Annotated in this window: 18 protein-coding genes and 2 pseudogenes; 8 read left to right on the top strand and 12 right to left on the bottom strand. The window is 70.2% G+C overall.

The annotated features are described in order from the left end of the window. Nucleotides 1-4: 4 nt before the first annotated feature. Complete coding sequence (locus tag ABD355_RS15970) at nucleotides 5-880, bottom strand: phosphotransferase family protein (RefSeq protein WP_344401229.1); 876 nt, start codon at nucleotides 878-880, stop codon at nucleotides 5-7. Between the two features lie 486 nt (nucleotides 881-1,366). Here ABD355_RS15970 and ABD355_RS15965 point away from each other — a divergent pair, with 486 nt between their 5' ends. Then, nucleotides 1,367-2,362 (top strand): esterase/lipase family protein, encoded by a 996-nt coding sequence (locus ABD355_RS15965; protein ID WP_344400952.1) that lies wholly within the window; start codon nucleotides 1,367-1,369, stop codon nucleotides 2,360-2,362. A 92-nt stretch (nucleotides 2,363-2,454) separates the two neighbouring features. On the opposite strand, the gene ABD355_RS15960 is transcribed toward ABD355_RS15965, so the two are convergent. Both ABD355_RS15960 and ABD355_RS15955 read right to left on the bottom strand, forming a co-directional pair. Next, a complete protein-coding gene (locus tag ABD355_RS15960) occupies nucleotides 2,455-2,880 on the bottom strand; it encodes a DUF4267 domain-containing protein (protein ID WP_344400951.1) in 426 nt (141 codons plus the stop codon). An 89-nt stretch (nucleotides 2,881-2,969) separates the two neighbouring features. Next, complete coding sequence (locus tag ABD355_RS15955) at nucleotides 2,970-3,416, bottom strand: anthrone oxygenase family protein (protein WP_344400950.1); 447 nt, start codon at nucleotides 3,414-3,416, stop codon at nucleotides 2,970-2,972. 92 nt (nucleotides 3,417-3,508) lie between these two features. Here ABD355_RS15955 and ABD355_RS15950 point away from each other — a divergent pair, with 92 nt between their 5' ends. Next, nucleotides 3,509-4,102 (top strand): TetR/AcrR family transcriptional regulator, encoded by a 594-nt coding sequence (locus tag ABD355_RS15950; RefSeq protein ID WP_344400949.1) that lies wholly within the window; start codon nucleotides 3,509-3,511, stop codon nucleotides 4,100-4,102. Between the two features lie 63 nt (nucleotides 4,103-4,165). Here ABD355_RS15950 and ABD355_RS15945 read toward each other — a convergent pair whose 3' ends face one another. Together ABD355_RS15945 and ABD355_RS15940 are read right to left on the bottom strand one after the other, a co-directional pair. Further along, complete coding sequence (locus ABD355_RS15945) at nucleotides 4,166-4,768, bottom strand: methyltransferase family protein (protein WP_344400948.1); 603 nt, start codon at nucleotides 4,766-4,768, stop codon at nucleotides 4,166-4,168. A 96-nt stretch (nucleotides 4,769-4,864) separates the two neighbouring features. Beyond that, nucleotides 4,865-5,488 (bottom strand): annotated as a pseudogene (locus ABD355_RS15940) (enoyl-CoA hydratase-related protein); the annotation flags it as partial. A 139-nt stretch (nucleotides 5,489-5,627) separates the two neighbouring features. On the opposite strand from ABD355_RS15940, the gene ABD355_RS15935 reads away from it, so the two are divergent. The 4 genes from ABD355_RS15935 (at nucleotide 5,628) to ABD355_RS15920 (ending at nucleotide 10,039) form a co-directional block, all read left to right on the top strand. Next, on the top strand, nucleotides 5,628-6,464 hold the full coding sequence (locus tag ABD355_RS15935) for a DUF2182 domain-containing protein (RefSeq protein WP_344400947.1): 837 nt from the start codon (nucleotides 5,628-5,630) through the stop codon (nucleotides 6,462-6,464). 89 nt (nucleotides 6,465-6,553) lie between these two features. Then, nucleotides 6,554-7,732: a permease gene (locus ABD355_RS15930; RefSeq protein ID WP_344400945.1), complete on the top strand. Its 1,179-nt coding sequence runs from the start codon at nucleotides 6,554-6,556 to the stop codon at nucleotides 7,730-7,732. A gap of 118 nt (nucleotides 7,733-7,850) precedes the next feature. Next, the gene (locus tag ABD355_RS15925; RefSeq protein WP_344400944.1) at nucleotides 7,851-9,086 is read left to right on the top strand and encodes an alpha/beta hydrolase family protein; all 1,236 of its coding nucleotides are present in this window, start codon (nucleotides 7,851-7,853) and stop codon (nucleotides 9,084-9,086) included. Nucleotides 9,087-9,217: 131 nt separating this feature from the next. Continuing rightward, complete coding sequence (locus ABD355_RS15920; protein WP_344400943.1) at nucleotides 9,218-10,039, top strand: SAM-dependent methyltransferase; 822 nt, start codon at nucleotides 9,218-9,220, stop codon at nucleotides 10,037-10,039. A gap of 115 nt (nucleotides 10,040-10,154) precedes the next feature. Here ABD355_RS15920 and gap read toward each other — a convergent pair whose 3' ends face one another. The 5 genes from gap to ABD355_RS15895 form a co-directional block, all read right to left on the bottom strand. Further along, nucleotides 10,155-11,153, bottom strand: coding sequence for a type I glyceraldehyde-3-phosphate dehydrogenase (gap, locus tag ABD355_RS15915; RefSeq protein ID WP_344400941.1), 999 nt, complete (start codon nucleotides 11,151-11,153; stop codon nucleotides 10,155-10,157). A 125-nt stretch (nucleotides 11,154-11,278) separates the two neighbouring features. Next, nucleotides 11,279-12,235: a GlxA family transcriptional regulator gene (locus ABD355_RS15910; protein ID WP_344400940.1), complete on the bottom strand. Its 957-nt coding sequence runs from the start codon at nucleotides 12,233-12,235 to the stop codon at nucleotides 11,279-11,281. A gap of 79 nt (nucleotides 12,236-12,314) precedes the next feature. Further along, a complete protein-coding gene (locus ABD355_RS15905; RefSeq protein WP_344400939.1) occupies nucleotides 12,315-13,079 on the bottom strand; it encodes an alpha/beta hydrolase family protein in 765 nt (254 codons plus the stop codon). A gap of 293 nt (nucleotides 13,080-13,372) precedes the next feature. Continuing rightward, entirely contained in the window at nucleotides 13,373-14,368 is a 996-nt protein-coding gene (locus ABD355_RS15900) for a Gfo/Idh/MocA family protein (RefSeq protein WP_344400938.1), read from the bottom strand. Between the two features lie 177 nt (nucleotides 14,369-14,545). Beyond that, nucleotides 14,546-15,154 carry a TetR/AcrR family transcriptional regulator gene (locus ABD355_RS15895; protein WP_344400937.1) on the bottom strand — a complete coding sequence of 203 codons (609 nt, stop codon included), beginning with the start codon at nucleotides 15,152-15,154 and terminating at the stop codon, nucleotides 14,546-14,548. Nucleotides 15,155-15,268: 114 nt separating this feature from the next. On the opposite strand from ABD355_RS15895, the gene ABD355_RS15890 reads away from it, so the two are divergent. After that, a complete protein-coding gene (locus ABD355_RS15890; protein WP_344400935.1) occupies nucleotides 15,269-15,724 on the top strand; it encodes a nuclear transport factor 2 family protein in 456 nt (151 codons plus the stop codon). 358 nt (nucleotides 15,725-16,082) lie between these two features. On the opposite strand, the gene ABD355_RS15885 is transcribed toward ABD355_RS15890, so the two are convergent. Next, complete coding sequence (locus ABD355_RS15885; RefSeq protein WP_425585744.1) at nucleotides 16,083-16,268, bottom strand: hypothetical protein; 186 nt, start codon at nucleotides 16,266-16,268, stop codon at nucleotides 16,083-16,085. Nucleotides 16,269-16,301: 33 nt separating this feature from the next. Between ABD355_RS15885 and ABD355_RS15880 the strand changes: the two are divergent. After that, a pseudogene (locus ABD355_RS15880) lies at nucleotides 16,302-17,132 on the top strand (ABC transporter substrate-binding protein); the annotation flags it as partial. A 7-nt stretch (nucleotides 17,133-17,139) separates the two neighbouring features. Here ABD355_RS15880 and rph read toward each other — a convergent pair. Next, on the bottom strand, nucleotides 17,140-19,737 hold the full coding sequence (gene rph / locus ABD355_RS15875) for a rifamycin-inactivating phosphotransferase (protein WP_344401228.1): 2,598 nt from the start codon (nucleotides 19,735-19,737) through the stop codon (nucleotides 17,140-17,142). Nucleotides 19,738-20,139: the final 402 nt, after the last annotated feature.

The following is a 20,139-nucleotide window of genomic DNA, read 5'->3' as shown; positions in this document are numbered from 1 at the left end:
GGCCCTAGGTGCGGATCAGCTCCAGCGCCTGCTTGAGGTTGTGCTCGGCGATGCCCGCCATGGACGACCGGTCGGGGAAGTCGCCGTCGAGGAGCCGCAGGGGCCCCGCCGTCAGCGAGAGCCGCTGGGCCAGCAGGTAGAGCGCGAGCCGGTCCTCGTCCAGTCCGTCGGCCGCCAACGGCCCGTAGGCGTCGTGCAGGCGGATCCGCAGAAAGACGTGCTCCCACTCCACGTCGAAGTACATTGTGCCCTCGATGTCGATCAACACGGGGTTCCCGTCCGGGTCCACCAGGACATGATCTGGGCCCAGTTCGCCGTGTACGACCGCGTACTGCGAGCGCGGCCGGACCGTCGCCGCCAGGCCCAGCAGTCGTTCCTCCAGTCGCTCGCGGGCCTCCGCGATCCGCGGGTCACGCGACGCCGCCTCGGCGAGGTCCCGCAGGGCCCGCTCCAGTACGACACCCTCGCACGACGTCCCGCGTGACGTTCCGCCTGCTTCGACCACGGCGACCTTGCCGTAGCCGGGCGCCCGGTGATGCTGCATCGCCTCCAACGCCTCCCTGAGCCGGGCCATGACCGGGGCGGCCGCGCGGGGATCGCGTGCGAGCAGCCGCTCCAGGCTCTCGCCCGGGAGGTCCTCGACGATCGCGAGGTCGGCCGGGCAGTGGGAGCCGTCGCGGCCGACCAGTCGGATCGCCGGGACGCGGACGCCGAGCGCGTCAAGTCGCGCGTGCGCGGCCTCGAACAGGTCGAGTCCGAGACCGGGCGAGAACGGGTCGGTGAGATCGTCGTCGCCCTCGGCCGTCGGCCAGTAGTTCTCGGTGTCGTCCCACAGGTAGGCGATCGCGGTTGTCGCATCGTCCATCACCAGGCGGTACACGCCCTTTTTGCTGCCGCCCGCGATCCGCTGAGCCGCTTCCAGCCGCCGCCCGGCGCCGAGCGCATCCCGCGCCGCACTCGCCAACTGCTCCCGCGTCGCTGCCCTGAGCTCCACGTCCCGAACCGCCCCTTCGTCACGACAACCCGCGCACCGTACGGGAGCAGCGATGCGCAGGCGATGGGTTTGTTTCGCGGGCGGTGACCACGGAGCTGCCCCGCCACAGTCCGGGCAGAAGTGCGATCTCTCAACACCAGCCTGACGCTGTGGTGTTCGACGGGCTCGGTCCGCCTTGCGCCCCTCCCCGCTAGGCCGGCGGGGCTGTGCAACGGAGGCTGCGCAAGCGGTGGCATCCGCCCGCCCGGCTGACCGCGCGTGCGCCGAACGGGTGGACCTGGCGCGCCGTGCACGAGTGCGACGCGGACGGCTGTCGAAGCTGGGCCCGACCCCAGCCAGCTGACGCTCCGTCACCAGGAGGTGCGCACCACGATGCGCCGAGTTCTCAAGGCCGCAGGCGTTGCCCTGGCCGCGGCGGCCTGCCTGACCGCCGCCGTCCCCGCCGCTTTCGCCGCACCTCCCGTCCCACGGCTCGCCACCGTCGAGGCCCCGCCTGCGCCAATCGCCCTCACATCGGGCGGCCTTGGGGCGGTGAGTTTCGGCGCGGCCCTGCTCGCCTCGGTGCCGGACCCCGACCGCTCCCCCGCCGGCGCCAACGACTTCTCCTGCAAGCCCTCGGCCGCGCACCCCTATCCGGTGGTACTGGTGCACGGCACCTTCGAGAACGCCTTCGACAACTGGAGCGGGCTCGCCCCGGTGCTGAAGAGAGCCGGCTACTGCGTCTTCGCCCTCAACTACGGTGAGACCAAACCCCACGCCCTGCTCAAGGCGACCGGCCCGATCCCCGCCTCGGCGGCGCAACTGGCCCGCTACGTCGACAAGGTGCGGGCCGCCACGGGCGCCAAGAAGGTCGACCTGGTGGGCCACTCGCAGGGCGGCGGACTGATGCCCCAGTGGTATCTGCGCTTCGACAAGGGCGCCGCGAAGGTGCACCAGCTGGTGGGGATCAACCCCAGCAGTCACGGCACCACCGCAACCGGCACGATCCACCTGCTGGATGCAGTCCTGGACGTGGCGGGGCAGGCCGGCAAGCCGTTCGGCCTCGACAGCCCGGCGGCCAAGGACCAGACGATCGGCTCCCCGGTGCTGCAGCAGCTCTACGCCAAGGGCGACACCGAACCCGGCGTCACCTACACCAACATCGTCACCAGGACCGACGTCGTCGTCACCCCGTACACCAACCAGTTCCTCACCGCCGGGCCCGGTGCGACCGTGCACAACATCCTGCTGCAGAACGTCTGCCCGCTGGACCTGACCGGCCACCTGGGCGGCTCGTACGACCCGAATGTGCACCAGCTGGTGCTCAACGCCCTCGACCCGGCGCACGCAGAGCCGGTGCGCTGCGCCCTCATGCCGCTTCCGCTGTGATCCCGAGCGGAATGGGCAAGGCCTGGGCGTCCGCTGCGAGGAAGTACGTCGCAGATACGGGCCCAGGCCGCCGCCCACGCACCAAGATGGCGTCAGGCGGGTCGCGGGGCGGTCGTTGCCGGAGCGGCCGCCACCTTGCGGGTCTCGCGCATGATCAGCAGGCCGTTGACCACCATGAGTGTCGCGGTCAGGGCGTGGACGCCGAGCGCGGTGGCCACGGAGCCGTGGTGGGCCAGCACGGTGGCCATGTCGCCGTATGCGGCGAGGGCTTCCACCATCAGTACCCAACCCAGCGCCCGACGCTGGCCCGTGACGAGCAGGATGGCCAGGACCAGGGCCATGACGACGTCGCGGATTCCCTTGATGATCAGGAATCCGCCGCCGTCGCCGGACGGCCAGCTCGGCAGGCCGAAGGTCGGCGCCGTCGTCTCCGGGCTCAGGATGAACTCCCCTCCGAACCAGAGGATGAAGAGGATGAAGGCGGCGGCCAGGACAGTGTTGATCTTCTTCAGTGACATTGTTCTCCCCCTTGCGAGTCTTCGTCGGCTTGCGAGTCTTCGTCGGCTTGGTGCGCTTCGTGGAGCCTGCGGCGGGTGAGCCCGCGGGGTCAGGCGAGGGCGGCGACCAGCAGGGCGAAGGCGGCGATGAGCACGGCGACGCGGACGTAGTGGTAGCGGTTCCAGCGGTTCAGCTGCTGCTTCCAGTCGGCGGGCCGGTTGTCGGGGGTCCACGTCTTGTTCCGGTTGTTGATCGGGACGAGCAGCAGAATCGACATGATCACGCTGAGGATGAGCAGTGCACCGGCGGTGACGACGAGGCCGGTCCCGTGGTGGTGCCACCTGGCGACAGCCCAGATGCCGGCGAGGACGAGTGAGCCGATGTACCAGAACGGCATGACGGCGCCGAGCATCCGGCCCCCGTGGGCATGGCCGAGCTGGCCGCTGTCCTCCGGGAGGGCGTCGAGGATCCGGTTGATGACGAAGGCGACGGAGAACTCCACCCCCACCATCACGCCGACGACCACGGTGGTGAAGACCTCGAGTGCGGCGAGCATGATGACTCCTCCTGAAATCTAGCGTTGCTAGCTGATGAGGCAACGCTAGTACTACTGCCGCTCGGTTGTCTAGCGGTGCTAGGATTCGAATCATGTCGGTACAGGAACGCAAGCAGCGCGAACGGGCGGAGCGCGAGCGCCTCATCGTGGCGACAGCCCGCGAACTCGCAGAGCAGCAGGGCTGGGACGCGGTCACCACCCGCCGGCTCGCCGAGCGCATCGAATACAGCCAGCCCGTCCTCTACAGCCACTTCCGCGGCAAGCGCGAGATCATCGGCGCCGTCGCCCTCGAGGGCGCCGCCGAGCTGGCCGCGGCGGTGCGGGCCGCTACCTCCGCCGCGAAGGGCCCGCGCGCGCGGGTCGCCGCACTGGCCCACGCCTACCTGGCCTTCGCCGAGCGCAACCCGGCGGTCTACGACGCCTTGTTCCAGCTCGACGGCGGCCTCGCGTACGCGCAGGAGGACACTCCCGAGCCGCTGAAAGACGCCTTCGCCGCCCTGCTGGAGACCCTGGGCGGGGTCGCCGGGGACGGCGTCGACCCGGGGCTGTACACCGAGACGTTCTGGGCGGCCCTGCACGGCCTTGCCACCCTGACCCGTGAGGGGCGGCTGCCGCCGGGGGACACCGAGCAGCGGGTGGAACTGCTGGTGGACCGGCTCGCCATCGTCAGCGATGCCCCGCCGTGACGACCGGCACGGCAGGCGCACGACAGGGCCCGCACCGAGCACGCCATCCGCCGGCGAGAACCGTCATCGGCGTAGATGAGGGATCAGCGCCGGGACTCGAGCGCGGTAGGCGTCGTAAGACGTGCCGAACCGGCCGGCCATGAGGGCGTCCTCGATCCGGACCCGGCGCAGCAACCACGGTATGGAGACCACCATCAAGGCGATCCAGACGCCGAAGCCACAGGCGAGCATGGAGCCGGCGATCAGGCCGAGCAGGCCGGTGTAGATGGGGTGGCGGACCAGCCGGTAGGGGCCGTCGGTGCGCAGCTCGTGATGGTCCCGCACCATGGGGACGCCGGCCCACATCGTGCCCAGAACCCAGCGGGCCCACAGCAGCAGCGCGGTGGAGGCGACGGCCAGCAGAGCGCCCAGGAGGGCGAGTTCGGGCTGCCAGAACTGCAGATGGTGCCAGAAGCCACGCGAGTGACGGACCAGCATGGAGAGGGCGAGGGCGCCCGCTGTCAGCAGCAGCCGGCGAGGCAACGTGTGTCGAAGCCCGTGCACCCAACCGCGCAGGCCGGTCCGGCTCTGCACGCCGAAGTAGACGGCGCCCACGATCCAGGCCGCGACGAAGACCAGGACGCAGACACCGGTGAGAGTGACGAGCGCCGAGTGGAGAGAACCCATGCCTCAAGCGTGCTCCGCGCACCCAGCGGATCACCACCACCCACGGGTCGATGGAGAGGCCTCCACCCACGGGCGGAGGCGGCTGAGTGCACGCGGTCACCCCAGGGGGTTGACCGTGTCGCGCAGGGCGGCGAGGGCAGGTGCGTACATACGGGCCCTGATGGTGGCGAGCGTGTCGCCCGCCTTGGCGGCCAGGGGCTGCGCGAGGGCGACGGCCGTCGTCCGTACGGCGTCCTCGTCGACGGCGTGGTCGACGATGCCCGCGGCCAGGGCGTCGTGCCCGCCGTAGCGGCGGGCGGTGACCATGGCCTCGTGCGCGGTCCGCGGCGTCAGGCGGGACTGGATGAGGGCGGACATGCCGGGCGTGAAGGGGATGTCGATGTCGGCCTCGGGCAGGCACCAGAAGCCGCGCTCTGCGCGCATCACCCGGAAGTCGTGGGCCAGCGAGAACATGGCTCCGGCGGCGAAGGTGTGCCCCTGCAGCGCGGCCACGGTGACCACCGGCAGGGCCAGCAGCCGCGCGAAGAGGGCGTGCACGGAGACGACGTAGTCCAGGTGCTGGTCGGCGTGTGCGAACAGCCAGTCCAGGTCGAGCCCGTTGGAGTAGAACTTGCCCGTCGCGGCGGTCACCAGCGCGCGAGGCCCGTGCGCCTTCTCCACCTCGTCCAGCGCGGCGTCGACGGCGGATATCCAGTCGGGGTGGAAACGGTTCTCGCCGTCACGGGCACCTTTGCTACCGACAGGTAACTTATGGTGCCGCTATGGAAGTTGCAAGAGGCGGTCTGCCCCGAGGTTTCGCCGCGCTGGCGGCCCTTACGGCGGCGTGCTCTCCTGGGAGTGTCTGCAGGAGAGCACGCCGATGCGTCACATCCGGACTTCCGCCCCCGCCTCCGCCCGGTCGCCCGCGCCGACCGGAACGGGTGGGGGCCTGCTGCCGGCGCGGGAGCTGGCGCTCGCCTGGCTTCTGGTCGTCCTGATCGCGGTTCCCGCCTGGGCACTGACCATCGGGCAGGCCCGGGACATGGGGGTCGAGCCCGGCACGATGGGAATGGCGTTGCCGCTGTTCCTGCTGCTGTGGGTGACGATGACGGCGGCCATGATGCTGCCGTCCATGGCACCGGTGGCCATCACCTGGGTGCGGGGCATCGGCCGGCAGTCCTCCGGCTGGACGCGGACCGTGCGCACCGTCGAGTTCGTCGGCGGGTATCTGCTGGTGTGGACCGCTTTCGGGCTGCTCGCCTACGGGGCCCTGGCCCTCACCGGCGCTCTGGTGGACGACCGTCCGACCGCCGGACGCTGGATCGGCGCGACGGCCTTCCTGCTCGCGGGCCTGTATCAGCTCGGCCCCCTCAAGCACGTCTGTCTGCGGCACTGCCGCGACCCCCTGAGCCACCTGGTGCACTACGCCGGGTTCCGCCGGCCGGCCCGAGATCTTCGGGTGGGCGTCCATCACGGCACCTACTGCGTCGGCTGCTGCGCGGGACTGATGGTCGTCCTGATCCCGCTCGGCGTGATGAACGTGGCGGCGATGGCCGGGCTGGCCGTGGTGATCTTCGTCGAGAAACTGTGGATCCGCGGTCCGCTGCTCGCGCGGGCCATGGGGGTCGCCTTCCTCGTGCTCGCCGTGCTCGCCCCGTTCCAGGACTGGCTGCTACCGGGGCTGCGGGGGCCGATGCCGTCGATGGACGGTATGTGACCGACCTGCTTCGCTGGACACGCAGGACGGCACAGCAGCACATCGCAGCGAACCCACCCGTACCCGCCGGAAGCAGAAGTAGGTGCCCTGTGGAAGCGATCGGCCACGCCCTGTCCATCGCCGGATCCATGACCTGGGAGGTCACCTGGGCGCTCATCCTGGGTTTCGCCTTGTCGGCGGTGGTGCAGGCGGTGGTGCGCCGGTCGACCGTCGCCCGGCTGCTGGGTGACGACCGCCCGCGCACGCTCACCCTGGCGGCCGGGCTGGGGGCGGCCTCGTCGTCATGCTCGTACGCGGCCGTGGCCCTGGCCCGTTCGCTGTTCCGCAAGGGCGCGAACTTCACGGCGGCGATGGCGTTCGAGATCGCCTCCACCAATCTGGTGGTCGAGCTCGGCGTCATTCTCGCATTGCTCATGGGCTGGCAGTTCACCGCCGCCGAGTTCGTCGGCGGGCCGATCATGATCGTCGTACTCGCCGTGCTGTTCCGCCTGTTCCTGCGCGAGCGGCTGCTGAACCGGGCGCGGGAGCAGGCGCAGCGCGGGATCGCGGGCTCGATGGAGGGCCACGCGGCCATGGACATGTCGGTACGGGCGGAGGGCGGCTTCACCCGTCGGCTGTTCTCCCGGGCCGGCTTCACGTCCGTGTCGCACATCTTCGTCATGGAGTGGGCGGCGATCCTGCGGGACCTGGTGGCGGGGCTGCTGATCGCGGGGGCGATCGCGGCCTGGGTGCCGGACGACTTCTGGCGCACGTTCTTCCTGACGGACCATCCCTTCGCCGCCAAACTGATCGGCCCACTGGTCGGGCCGCTGGTGGCCGTCGCCACGTTCGTCTGCTCGATCGGCAACGTGCCGCTGGCCGTGGTGCTGTGGAAGGGCGGCATCAGCTTCGGCGGGGTGATCGCCTTCATCTACGCCGACCTGCTGATCCTCCCCATCCTCAACATCTACCGGAAGTACTACGGCGCCCGGACGGCCGTCTTCCTCCTGGGCACCTTCTTCGCCGCGATGGCCGTCGCCGGATACGTCGTCGAGTTCGCGTTCGGCGGGCTCGGCCTGATCCCCGACCAGGCCGATGCCACCATCCCCCAGGAAGGGATCACCTGGAACTACACGACCTGGCTCAACCTCGTCTTCCTGCTGCTGGCCGCGACCCTGCTCGTACGGTTCTGGCGCACCGGCGGCCCGGCCATGCTGCGGATGATGGGCGGCTCCCCCGACGCCGCGGAACACGAGCACGGGCACGGGCACACTCCGGGTGAGACGTGAGAAGGGTCTGTGGGATAACCCCCATGCGCATCGACCGGCCTGCCGGATGGTCGGCGACCGGGTCGCTCCACAAGTCTGGACGTGGTCATCTCACCCGTACAGACAAGGGAGTTGAAACATGCCGACCCGTCGCGCCGCCATCCTGTCGGCCATTGCGGCACTCGCAGCGTCCGCCGTCCCGGCCCGAGCGGCGGCCGCCGAGCCGCGCACGGCCGGGCCGGTGCGGCTGACCTTGCCCGCACCCAGCGGGCCGAACCCGGTGGGGGCGGTCTCGCTGCGGCTCGTCGATGCCTCGCGTGCCGATCCCTGGGTCGCGTCGCAGCCGTACCGGGAGCTCATGGTCGGCATCCGCTATCCGGCCCGGACCGCCGACGGGTTTCCGTCCGCCCCACAGATGCTTTCCGGCGAGGCCGCCGGGTTCGCGGCCCTGAACAGCTTCATCGATGTGCCGAGCAGTCGCGTCGACTGGGCCGCCACCCGCACGCACGCCCACCAAGGCGCCCCGGTCGCCCGGGACGGTGGCCCGTTCCCGGTCGTCTGCTACTCCCCCGGTGCCGGGGACCCGCGCTCCCTGGGCACCACGCTCTGCGACGACCTCGCCTCCCGGGGATACGCTGTGGTGACCCTCGATCACACCTATGACGCCGGCGCCGTCGAGTTCCCCGGCGGCCGCGTCGAACGCTCGGTTCTGCCCGAAGAGTTCGCCAAGGCGTACCCGGACCAGCAGCGCATCACCGCCCTGTTGCGGAAGACCATGGACGTACGGGTGGCCGACACCCGCTTCCTCCTCGACGCACTGCCGAGCGCGCTGCCCCAAGTCCTGCACGGCAGACTGGACTTCGGCCGCATCGGCATGTTCGGCCAGTCGGCAGGAGGCTTCACCGCCCTGCAGACCATGCACGACGACCCGCGCATCGCAGCAGCGGCCGACCTGGACGGTGTCCTCGCGTACGTCCAGGAAGACAGCACCCCGGGCAACCTGTCCACCGTCGCCGCCGAGGGTCTCGACCGCCCCTTCCTGCTGATCGGCAAGGACGGCAACGACCTTGGCACGGTGCCGTCCTGGCGAGCCCTGTGGCGGAACAGCCCCGGTTGGCACCGGGGCCTGAGCCTGCGGGGCGCGCAGCACGCCACGTACACCGACGCCGAAGCCATGATCCCGCAGATCGCCCGGGGGCTCGGCCTGCCCCGCAAGACCCTGGTCGAGAACATCGGCACCATCGCCCCGCGGCACGCGATCACCACCCAACGGGCCTACGTGGCCGCCTTCTTCGACCGCTGGCTGCGCGGGCGGGACGACGACGGCCTGCTGGACGGGGCGTCCGGCTGCCCTGCGGAGGCACGGTACTTCTGAGAGCTGAGCGGCAGTTGTCAGATCCGGGAATCGGTGGCCTGAACTTGCACCGCCCGCTACGTTGTCGCTTGCCCACAGGCGCGAGGGGGCGGTGGTCGAGGGGGCCGCCGGTCCAGGACGAGGAGCGTGTCATGACCGAGGAACCGGCCGTCGACCGTGAGGCCGTGCTGGCGCGGCTGGACCTGACCACCCCGCACTCGGCGCGGGTGTGGAACTACTGGCTGGGCGGCAAGGACAACTACGCCCCCGACCGCGCCATGGGCGACCAGGTGCTGGAGTACTTCCCGGAGATCGTCGACTCCGCCCGGGCCGACCGGGCGTTCCTCGGCCGTGCGGTGCGTCATCTGGTCGGTGAGGCGGGCATCCGCCAGTTCCTCGACCTGGGCACCGGCCTGCCCACAGCGGACAACACGCACGAGGTCGCCCAGCGGCTGGCCCCCGAGACGCGGATCGTCTACGTCGACAACGACCCCCTGGTCCTGGTGCACGCCCAGGCGCTGCTCACCAGCAGCCCCGAGGGCGTCACGGACTATCTGGACGGCGACGTCCACGCACCCGGCCCGATCCTCGAAGGCGCCGCCCGGACGCTGGACTTCAAGCAGCCGGTGGCGCTCATGCTGCTGGGCATCATGCAGTTCGTGAGCGACGACGAGCAGGCGTACGAGATCGTCGACCGGCTCGTCGCCGCCCTGCCCTCCGGCAGCTATCTGGCGCTCGCCCATCCCACCGCCGAGGTCCACACCGAGGCCATGACGGCGGCCGTGGCCGGCTGGAACGAGCAGGGCTCGGCGCCGATGAAACTCCGCAGCCGTGAGCAGCTGCTGCGCTTCTTCGACGGTCTGGACCTGCTGGAGCCGGGCGTGGTGTCCTGCTCGCGCTGGCGCGCGGAACAGCCCGAGGTCGGTGAGATCGTCGATGTGACGCAATTCTGCGGGGTGGCGCGGAAGCCCTGAGACAGCCCTTTGAGGGCCGGTCGCGACGACCGGCCCTCAAAGATGTCGTGGGCTTCAGGTCGGCGAAGGCCGAGGCGGACCATGCACTGCTTGGCGACCGCAGACCGTGGGCCGGTCAGCCGGCGGCGAGGAGCTCCAGCGTGTCGATCACCCGGTTGGAGAAGCCCCACTCGTTATCGTACCAGGCGACCACCTTGATGTGGCGGCCGTCGACGCGGGTGAGGGCCGAGTCGAAGATCGAGGAGGCCGGGTTGCCGGTGATGTCCGACGACACCAGCGGGTCGTCGGAGTACTCGAGGACGCCGGCCAACGGGCCCTCGGCAGCGGCACGGTAGGCGGCCAGCACGTCGTCGCGGGTGACGTCGCGGGCGACCGTGGTGTTGAGCTCGACGATCGAGCCCACCGGGACGGGCACGCGGATCGAGTCGCCCGACAGCTTGCCGTCGAGGCCGGGCAGCACGAGGCCGATCGCCTTGGCGGCGCCCGTCGTGGTGGGCACGATGTTGATGCCGGCGGCGCGGGCGCGCCGGGCGTCGCGGTGCGGGCCGTCCTGGAGGTTCTGCTCCTGGGTGTAGGCGTGCACGGTGGTCATGAAGCCGTGCTCGATGCCGGCGAGTTCGTCGAGGACCGCGGCGAGCGGGGCGAGCGCGTTGGTCGTGCAGGAGGCGTTCGAGACGATGGTGTGCAGCTCGGGGTCGTACGCGTCGGTGTTGACGCCGTAGGCGAGGGTGACGTCGGCCCCGTCCGAGGGTGCGCTGACCAGGACCTTCTTCGCGCCGGCGTCAAGGTGGGCGCGGGCGGCCTTGGCCGAGGTGAAGCGGCCGGTGGACTCCAGGGCGACATCCACGCCGAGTTCGGCCCAGGGCAGCTGTGCCGGGTCGCGTTCGGCGAGGACCTTGATGCGCCGGCCGTCGACGACGAGGGTGTCGCCGTCGACGGTCACGGGGCGGCCGAGCCGCCCGGCCGTGGAGTCGTAGGCGAGCAGCCGGGCGAGGGTGGCGGGCTCGGTGAGGTCGTTGACGGCGACGATCTCGATGGTGCTGTCGCGTTCCAGCAGGGCGCGCAGCACATTGCGTCCGATGCGGCCGAATCCGTTGATGGCGACGCGAGTCATGAATACCCCTTGGTGTCTCTGCGGCTCGTCTGGGTTCACCACCACCCTCGCGTGCAGGGTCCGTGGGCGGCCGTGGCGTGAGCGCCATGGTTCGAAAGGATCGCGCCAGGGCGCCCGGGGGGCGCCTATTCGCCGCGGGTGAAGGTGCGCCGGTACTCGCTCGGCGTGGTCCCGAGGATGCGCTGGAAGTGCATGCGGAGATTGGCGCCGGTGCCCAGACCCACGTCGTTCGCGATCTGCTCGACACTGCGCTCGGAGCGTTCGAGCAGCTCACGGGCCAGGTCGATGCGGGCGCGCATGACCCACTGCATGGGCGTGTATCCGGTGTCCTCGGCGAAGCGCCGCGAGAAGGTGCGCGGTGAGACCGCGGCGTGCTGGGCGAGGGTGTCGAGGCTGAGGGGTTCGTCGAGCCGGTGCAGGGCCCACTCGCGGGTGGCGGCGAAGCGCTCGCCGAGCGGTTCGGGCACGCTGCGCGGCACGTACTGCGCCTGGCCGCCGCTGCGGTAGGGGGCTGCGACCAGGCGCCGGGCCGCGTGGTTGGAGGCGGCCACGCCGAGGTCGCCGCGCAGGATGTGCAGGCACAGGTCGATGCCGGAGGCGGCGCCGGCCGAGGTGAGGACGCTGCCCTCGTCGACGAACAGGACGTTCTCGTCGACCTGGACCAGCGGATGCTTCTCCGCGAGGGCCCGCGTGTAGTGCCAGTGCGTCGTGGCGCGTTTGCCGTCGAGCAGGCCGGTCGCCGCGAGCGCGAAGGCACCGGTGGAGATGGCGGCGAGGCGCGCGCCCCGCTCATGGGCGGCGATCAGCGCGTCGACGACGGCCGGCGGCGGGTCCTCGCGGTCCGGGAACCGGTAGCCCGGCACGAACACGATGTCGGCCCACGCAAGCGCGTCGAGCCCGTCGGCGACGTGGTACGCCAGCCCGTCGCCGCCGGTCACAAGACCGGGTGCCGCCCCGCACACCCGCACCTCGTACGGCATGCTCGCGCGGGTCGTGAACACCTGCGCGGGAATGCCGACATCGAGGGGCTTCGCACCTTCGAGGACCAGGACGGCGACGCGGTGGAGGCGGGAGGTGGACACGGGATCAGGGTACGAGGGGTGTGCCGCCGTCGACGCCCGGCGCATGGCCGGACGCCGTCATCCCTTCGGACGGGTCACGTCAGGCCGGTGACGTGGCCACCCGGCGCAGATGGCGGGCGAAGAAGCGGACCCCGCTGTCGGCCTCGAACCGGGGCAGTTGCTTGTGCCTGCCCGCGTTGACGTGCAGGGTCTTCTCCGCCGAGGCGAAGGCTTCGAACAGCGCCAGACCGGCCTCGCGCGGGATGTGCTCGTCGTCCCACTGCATGTCGAACTCGATCGGGATGGTGATCTGCTTCGCCTTCTCGGCAAGAACGTCGGGCCAGTGGAGGCCGAAGACCGCGGCGGTGATCCTGGGTTCGACCGCCGTCAGCGGCACGCCGATCGCGGTGCCCATGTTCAGCCCCCAGTAGCCGACCGGACCGCCGGTGCCGATCTCCGGCAGTTCCTGCAGGGCGTCCAGGGTGGCCTGCCACTCCGGTACGGCCCGCTCGGCCAGGTGGGCGTTGTAGCGGACGACGACCGGGCCGACCGGCTCGCCCGCCGCCATCGCCCGCTGCATGACGGCGATCTCCTGCTCGTCGTGCCTCGTGCGCGGCCGGTCGCCGTGACCGGGCGCGTCGATGACCGCGACATGGAAGCCGCAGCCGGTCACCAGGAGCTGCGCGCGGCCCGCCATCGCCTGGTGCTTCTTGTGATTGCCGCCGCCGTGCCCCATCAGAACCAGGGGCGCACGCTCGGCGCCGGAGGCCGGCGACCAGAGGACGCCGGGGACCTCGCCCAGAGTGAAGTCGCGCTCGACCATGCCGTTCGACGACGACTCGGCGGTGAACTGCAAAGAGTGCATAGGTGTTGCCTTTCGGGAGTGCCTTGTTGTCGAGGCGCTCCCGGCGACACCTACATCGATCGCCCGCCCGTGACGAAGAGGGGGAGCACCCACACAGCTGCAACGTTCATGGGTCTCACCTCCTCGACTTCTCGCGCGGCGTCACGGTGTTCCGGACACTACCCTCGAAGATCACCCCGCTCAACGCATTTTCGACGGCTGCATGTCCGGCACCGACATCGCCGTCGACAACCCGGGAGGCGACGGCGCCGAGCCGCTCGCGACCCACCTGAAATACCGCCTGATGGGGTGACTCACTCGCCCGGGTATCGGACTCCGATGCTCGTGCGTACGGCGTCCAGGGTGGCCATGACCGCGAGCGTGCCGTCCAGCGGGACGTACGGCGACTCGGTGAGGCCGGCGCGCAGGCAGCGGGCCACCTCCAGTGCCTCGTGGGTGTAGCCGTTGCCCGGGGAGTCCGGCAGGCGGATCTCCTCGGGGTCGTGGCCCTGGCGGTGCAGGGCGAAGCCGCCCGCGTGGAAGAAGTCGCGGGCGAACTCGATGCGGCCCAGGGTGCCGTTGACCGAGGCGTGCTGTGCGGTCTCGGTGCCCAGGGAGCAGGAGAGCACGGCGACGGCTCCGCTGTCGTAGCCGAGCAGGATGCCGGTGTTGTCGTCGACTCCCCCCTGGTTCAGGTGCGCCCAGGCCGAGACGGCGTCGGGGGCGCCCAGCAGCAGGTGCGCGAAGGAGACGGGGTAGACGCCGAGGTCGAGCACGGCGCCGCCGCCCTGGGCCGGGTCGTGCAGGCGATGTGTGGCGTCGTAGGGCACGTCGATGCCGAAGTCGGCGTGAACGGAGCGGACTTCACCTATGGCACCGTCGGCGATCAGCTCCCGCATGCGCAGCACGGCGGGGTTGACGTAGGTCCACATCGCCTCCATCAGGAAGACGTTCCGCTTGCGGGCGATGGTCACCAGGTCCTGCGCCTGGGCCAGGTTGAGGGTGAGCGGCTTCTCGCACAGCACCGCCTTCCCGGCCTCCAGGCAGAGCGCCGCCGCCGCGCGATGGGCCGAGTGCGGGGTGGCGATGTACACGACGTCCACCTCGGGATCCACGGCCAGGTCCTGCCAGCTGCCGTGGGCCCGGGCTATGCCGTGCCGGTCGGCGAATCCGAGAGCGGCGTCGGTGCTGCGGGAGCCCACGGCGACCAGTTCGGCATCGTCGGGGATCAGGCGCAGATCCTCGGCGAAGGCATGGGCGATGCCACCGGTGGCGAGGACACCCCAGCGGACGGGGCGTGTTCCGGTCATGGGCTCGGGACCTTCCGTAGTGGGTGCGTACGTGGTTGCCGTTGTACCTCAGGAACACATGGACTGGATCTACGGCCCCACGGCTCTGGCCCCGGACCAGGAACCGGAGATGTACCCGACGATTCCGCTGGAGCCCGTGGAGGTCTGAACGGCTGGGACCACCGGGTGCCCCCGCACTCACCTGCGCCGCGAGGCTCGGCGCGGGGCGAGGCCGTCGAAGACGATGGCCAGCATCCGGTCCCGTACCTCTTCCTCGAGGCGGCCGTGTGCGGAGGCTCGTGAGGTGGCGACGAGCAGGGCGTACACCTCGGGCAGTTCGGCGTCGTCCCGGACGGCTCCGGCGCGTTGGGCCTGCTGAAGCAGCGCACCGACGGCTCGGCGCAGTCCGTCCGATGCCCGGGCGGCGTCGCCGCTGTCGTTCCCTCCGGCTTGCTGGAGGGCCTCGCCGATGGCGATCTTGCCGGTCGCGTCGGCGACGAGGAGGCGGAAGAAGTCGAAGAACGCCGTACCGGAGTCCGTGGCGTGCAACAACGCTTCGGCCTGCGCCCGCAGGCGGTCGAAGCGCTGTACGAGGACGGCTTCCAGGAGTGCCGCTTTGGTGGGGAAGTGACGGAACACCGTGGCGATACCGACGTTGGCCAGGCGGGCCACCTCCTCGGTGGACGCAGACTCGCCGCCCTTGCCGAAGACCTCCTCGGCGACGGTCAGGATCCGCTCGCGGTTGGTGCGCGCATCGGCGCGTTGCGGCCGTCTGCCGCCGTTCTGTGGGCTGTCCGTGGTGGTCATCGTGCTTTCACTCATCCGCCGCTGTCCGAAGTCGCGACTCCGTATAATCGGAGTCCGCACTTCGGATAGTACTTCGATGCCACCGCACGCCGGCTCAGACGACAGGAGAGTGCCATGCCCCAAGTCCTCAGCCCACGAGAGGTCTTCCTCGCACTCGTGAACGGTGTCGCGGAGGGCAACTGGAAGAACCTGCCCGACCTGTACGCGGAGCAGACCCATGTCGTGCACCCCTTCGACCCGCTCCGCGCTGCCGCGCTGCGCACCCGCGAGGAACTGCGCGAACACTTCAAGCCGACCGAGGACGGCCCCCGGCTGCACCGCCGGGCCGCCAACATCACGATCCATGAGACGACCGACCCCGAGGTCATCGTCGCCGAGTTCGAGTACCAGGGAACGGTCGAAGAGACCGGAGAGGCGTTCGCGCTGCCCGGCATCTTCGTCCTCCGGGTACGCGACGGCGAGATCATCAGCTCCCGCGACTACTTCGACCACGTCACCGCCGCCCGAGTCCGCGGACAGCTGGACACCCTGGTCGCGGCCGTGCAGCAGGGCGGTGCCGGCACGGCCTGAAGTGCGTGACACAAAGCCCTGAGCCGGGCATCTCCTGAGCCTGGCCGGGGTGTTGGGCGGGCGAGCGGGCAACGGTGCCGAAAAGCACGGGAATTGGCCGACCCGCGATCACCTCCCCCCGAGGGGCCGATGTGGTCCGATCACTACCACAAGAGCCCAAGGCAACCATTCGACCGGCTCGTTGAATGCGGGCCGGTCGGGGTCGCCGATGCCAGGGACCGCTCCCCGGGCTGCGGTGATCTTCCTATCCAGCAGGACCTTCCGCATGTTCCGACGTATTGGCACCACGGTCGTCCGACATCCCGAGCGGGTGTGACGGGGCACGTCTGCCGGGTCGTACGGCCCGGCAGACACCGCATCAACTCCCGCGGCCGGGCGCCGTACCGATCCAGCGGTGATAGGCGTCCACGTCGACGTTGCTGCCGCACACGATGGTGACCACGTGGCGGCCGGCGAAGCGGTCACGGTCTTCGAGGACGGCCGCGATGCCGAGCGCGGCCGACGGTTCGACGACCAGGCCGGCGTAGTCGAAAAGCATCCGCATTCCGGCGACGATCGACGCCTCCTGGACCAGGACGGCGTCGTCGCTCGCGCCGCTGCGGCCAGGGCCGACGCCCTCGGTCTGCCGTACCTCTGCTCGTCAGCGGTTCTCGACGCGCTCACCGAACAGCCGACGCAATGGGTCGCGCGGCTTTCCCCGCCGCAGTCCTGCGGCTGGCGGACTTACGCGGACTTCCTCCTCGGCGCGGGCCACAGTCGTATCGCCGTGGCGACCCAGCGAAGTGTCTACTGGGCCACCGGGACCCGCATTCTGCGCGAGTACCTCGCTGCACGCGGCGGCACCGTCATCGAGCTCGACATGAGCGCGCGCACCCCGGCGGACGTGTGCGACGAACTCGTCGACCATCGCGCGACGGCCCTGCTGCTTCTGGTCGGCCACCCGGAGCCGGCCGTGCCGATCGTCCGGTCCGTCCGCCGCGACCGGCGCCTCGCCGGGATCATGATGGGTGCTCCGGCCGGGCAACCGGAGTTCACGGAATGGGCGACGCTGCTGGGCGACGACGGCGCCGCGATGCCTTTTCTGCGCTATCTGCCCGAGCGGCTGAGCCCTCTCGGTGCACGGGTCGAGAAGGCCCTTCGCGAACGGCTGCCCGAGGCGCCCTCCTTCGTCGCCTTCGAGGGCTACGACACGATCGCCGTCCTCGCCGAAGTGCTGCGCTCGCACGGCGTGGACCGGCCGCGCATCGCCGAATCCTGGCCGCGCGTCGCAGTCGAAGGCACCCGCGGGCTGATCCGGTTCTCGCGCGTGCCGGGCATCGGCGTGTGGCAATGGGCCGAGCCCCCGATCCAGGTCGTCGACCGGGATCCGGGGCAGCCCGATCGCTTTCGGATCCTTCACACCGGCTGAGGGGGCATCAGGGCAGGATCTCGATGTACCCGTCGGTTCCGTGCACGCGGATCCGCTGACCGTCCCGGATCAGGCGGGTGGCCTGCTCCACGCCGACGACGGCCGGCAAGCCGTACTCTCGGGCGATCACTGCGCCATGGGTCATCAGGCCGCCCACCTCCGTCACCAGGCCCGCGATGCCGACGAACAGCGGTGACCAGCTGGGGTCGGTGAAGGGCGTGACGAGGATGTCACCCGCTTCGAGTTCGGCCTGCGCCATGTCCAGGATGACGCGTGCCCTTCCCTCGACCGTCCCGACGGACACCGGCAGTCCGATCAGGGCGCCGGCCGGCACGTCGTCGCGCCGGTAGGCCCCGGTGAGGGCCTCGCCGTCCGAGGTGAGCACCCGGGGCGGTGTGAGCGCCTGGTAGGTCCGGAACGCGTCCTTGCGCTGCTGGATGAGCCGGTGATCCACCTGGTGCGAACGCACGACGTCGTGGAGTTCCTGGAACGTGAGGTAGAAGACGTCCTCCTGCTCAGGGAGCACACCTGCCTGCACGAGCCGGTCGGCCTCCGCCAGCAGGGCCTGTTTGTAGACGAAGTAGCGGCTGATGATGCCGTACTTCGGGTACTCCCGGTACCCGATGAAGGCTCGGACCTGGTCGATCATCCGCTTGGTCTCCTCGGCCTTCCGGTCCCCGCCCGGCTGGGCCCGCAGGCGTGACAGCACCTCCTGTTCCTTCTGCCGCGCCTTCTGTCGTCCCTGCTCGAAGCGCCGCTCGGCGGCTCCCGGTTCGAAGTTCCTGACGTTGTCGAGGATCACGGGCACCAGCGTGCCGGGGCGCTCGCGCCAACGCGGCCTCGTGATGTCGATCTCGCCGACGCAGCGCATGCCGTACCGGTCGAGGTAGGCCTCGATGGCATCACGCGCTTCGGCCCCGCCCGCGAGCTTCCCCAGGTCGTCCAGGAAGCCGTCGTCCTCGACGCCCTGCAGGAACGCCACCACCTCCGGATGCGGGCGGATCACGTCGGCGACGTCGAGCAGTGCCAGTCCCATCTCCGAGGTGACGTTGTCGGGGGCGGACACCGTGAGCGTGTCGGCTGCGTTCTTCTCGCCCAGCCATTCCTCCAGCTTGTCGTTGAGCCACCACGTGGCCTCCATCCCGGCCATGATCGCCTGCATGTTCAGAGGATCACTGAGGACTCGTTTGTGCTCCTCGAAGGCCTCCAGCAGGAACTCGAACAGTGCCGGTCCGGACCTGGTACGGATGTCGCGCTCCAGGGCGGCGATGGACGCCCGGCTGCGCTCGATCAGTTCGCCGACGATCGCCGGATCGGCCTCGGTCGGGGCGGACGCACCGCCGGCAGCCGGCCCGACGGGACCCGTATCCGGGAGCGACGGAATGAAATCGCCGCGCTCCAGGACGGTTTCCAGGGCGTCCCTGATCAGCGGATCACCTCTGCCGACAAGCTCCAGCAGGGCCGCGCGGCTCGCGGGCGAGGCAAGGCGGCGGGTGGCGTCGACGAACAGCCTCCCGCCGGCCTCGAGCATCGGTGCCATGGCCGTCAGCTGCCACACGGAGATACCCAGGGGCTTCATGGGGTCGGTCATCATCTGCTGATGGCCGACGGAGAGATAGACGTGATTCTCCTGGTCATCTCGCTCGGGGACCGGGAACAGCGTGGTGATCGGCCTGCTCTGAACGATCTGGAAGCCGTCGTCGTCCAGGCACCATTCGATGTCCTGCGGGCGCCCGAAGTGCGCCTCGATCCGCCGCCCGAGCCGCACGAGTTGCACGACCTGCGCATCAGTCAGCGCCGGCTGCTCCTGGCGCTGTGAGTCGATCGCGACTTCCTGCGTTCCGCCGGCCGGCAGGGCCTGAACGGCACGCTGTTTTGCGGCGATCGTCCTGGTGACGACTTCGCCGCCTCGCACCTTGTAGACGTCCGGGTTCACCAGGCCGGAGACCAGGGCCTCTCCGAGGCCGAAGCCGGCGTCGACGGTGGCGACCTTCCGGTTGCCCGTGACCGGGTCGGCCGTGAACAGGATGCCGGCCGCGTCCGGGAAGACCATCTTCTGCACCACCACAGCCATGAGGACCGTGCGGGGATCGATGCCGTTGCGCTGACGGTAGGTCACGGCCCGCTCGGTGAACAGCGAGGCCCAGCACCGAGTGACGTGCTGCAGGACCGCCGTCGGCCCCATCACGTTGAGGTAGGTGTCCTGCTGGCCGGCGAACGAGGCCGTCGGCAGATCCTCCGCCGTCGCACTGGACCGGACGGCGTACGCGGCCTGCTCGCCGAGCCGACCGAGCGCACGGGTGATCGCTGCCGCGAGATCGGACGGGACGGCCATCTCTTCAATGGTCCGGCGGATCTGAGCGCTGAGCGTGCGGATCGCCTCCCGGTCGTCCGGGTTGGTGCGCGACAGCTCATCGAGCCGGTCGTCGATCGACGGTGCCTGCGCCATGATCCGGCGGAAGGCGTGGGTCGTCACACAGAATCCATCCGGTACGCGGATGCCTTCGATCCGCGACAGCCCGCCCAGATGCGCGCCCTTGCCGCCGACGACCGCGACCCCCGTCTCGTCCACGTCTTGCAGGTCCAGCACGTACTGCTCGGTCACTACTTGCTCCCCGTTTCCGCAGGTTGTGGCACCGGCCGACGATTCTGCACGGTGACCGGGGCCTTGCGGCAAGCCCCCCAGTGCGCTATAAGTTGAGAGAGGCAAGGAGAGATCTCTCCTTGCCTTTGCTTTTTTGACGTCCTCACCTTCTGAACCACGGAAGATCAGGGACGAGACGAGCCCGCGCCGGTGCTGCAGGAGGATTCGAAGGCACCGAGATTCGGCGCGGAAGCCTTGTACGGCAGGCCGACATCGACCCCCTTGGCGATCAAAGAGCTGTTGGCCGCGAGGCGGAGGTAGGGCAGGACGGGGCGACCGTTCGATGCTGCAGTGTCCGTGGGCCGGGTCTATCGCGTAGGCGGTCGACCAGGCGGGCCGCGCGATCGGTGCCAACGCCGCCCG

This window comes from Streptomyces longisporus (assembly GCF_039532765.1).
GTDB lineage: Bacteria > Actinomycetota > Actinomycetes > Streptomycetales > Streptomycetaceae > Streptomyces > Streptomyces longisporus.
The sequence above is the reverse complement of the archived record's forward strand: the minus strand, read 5'-3'. Positions and strand labels throughout refer to the sequence as shown.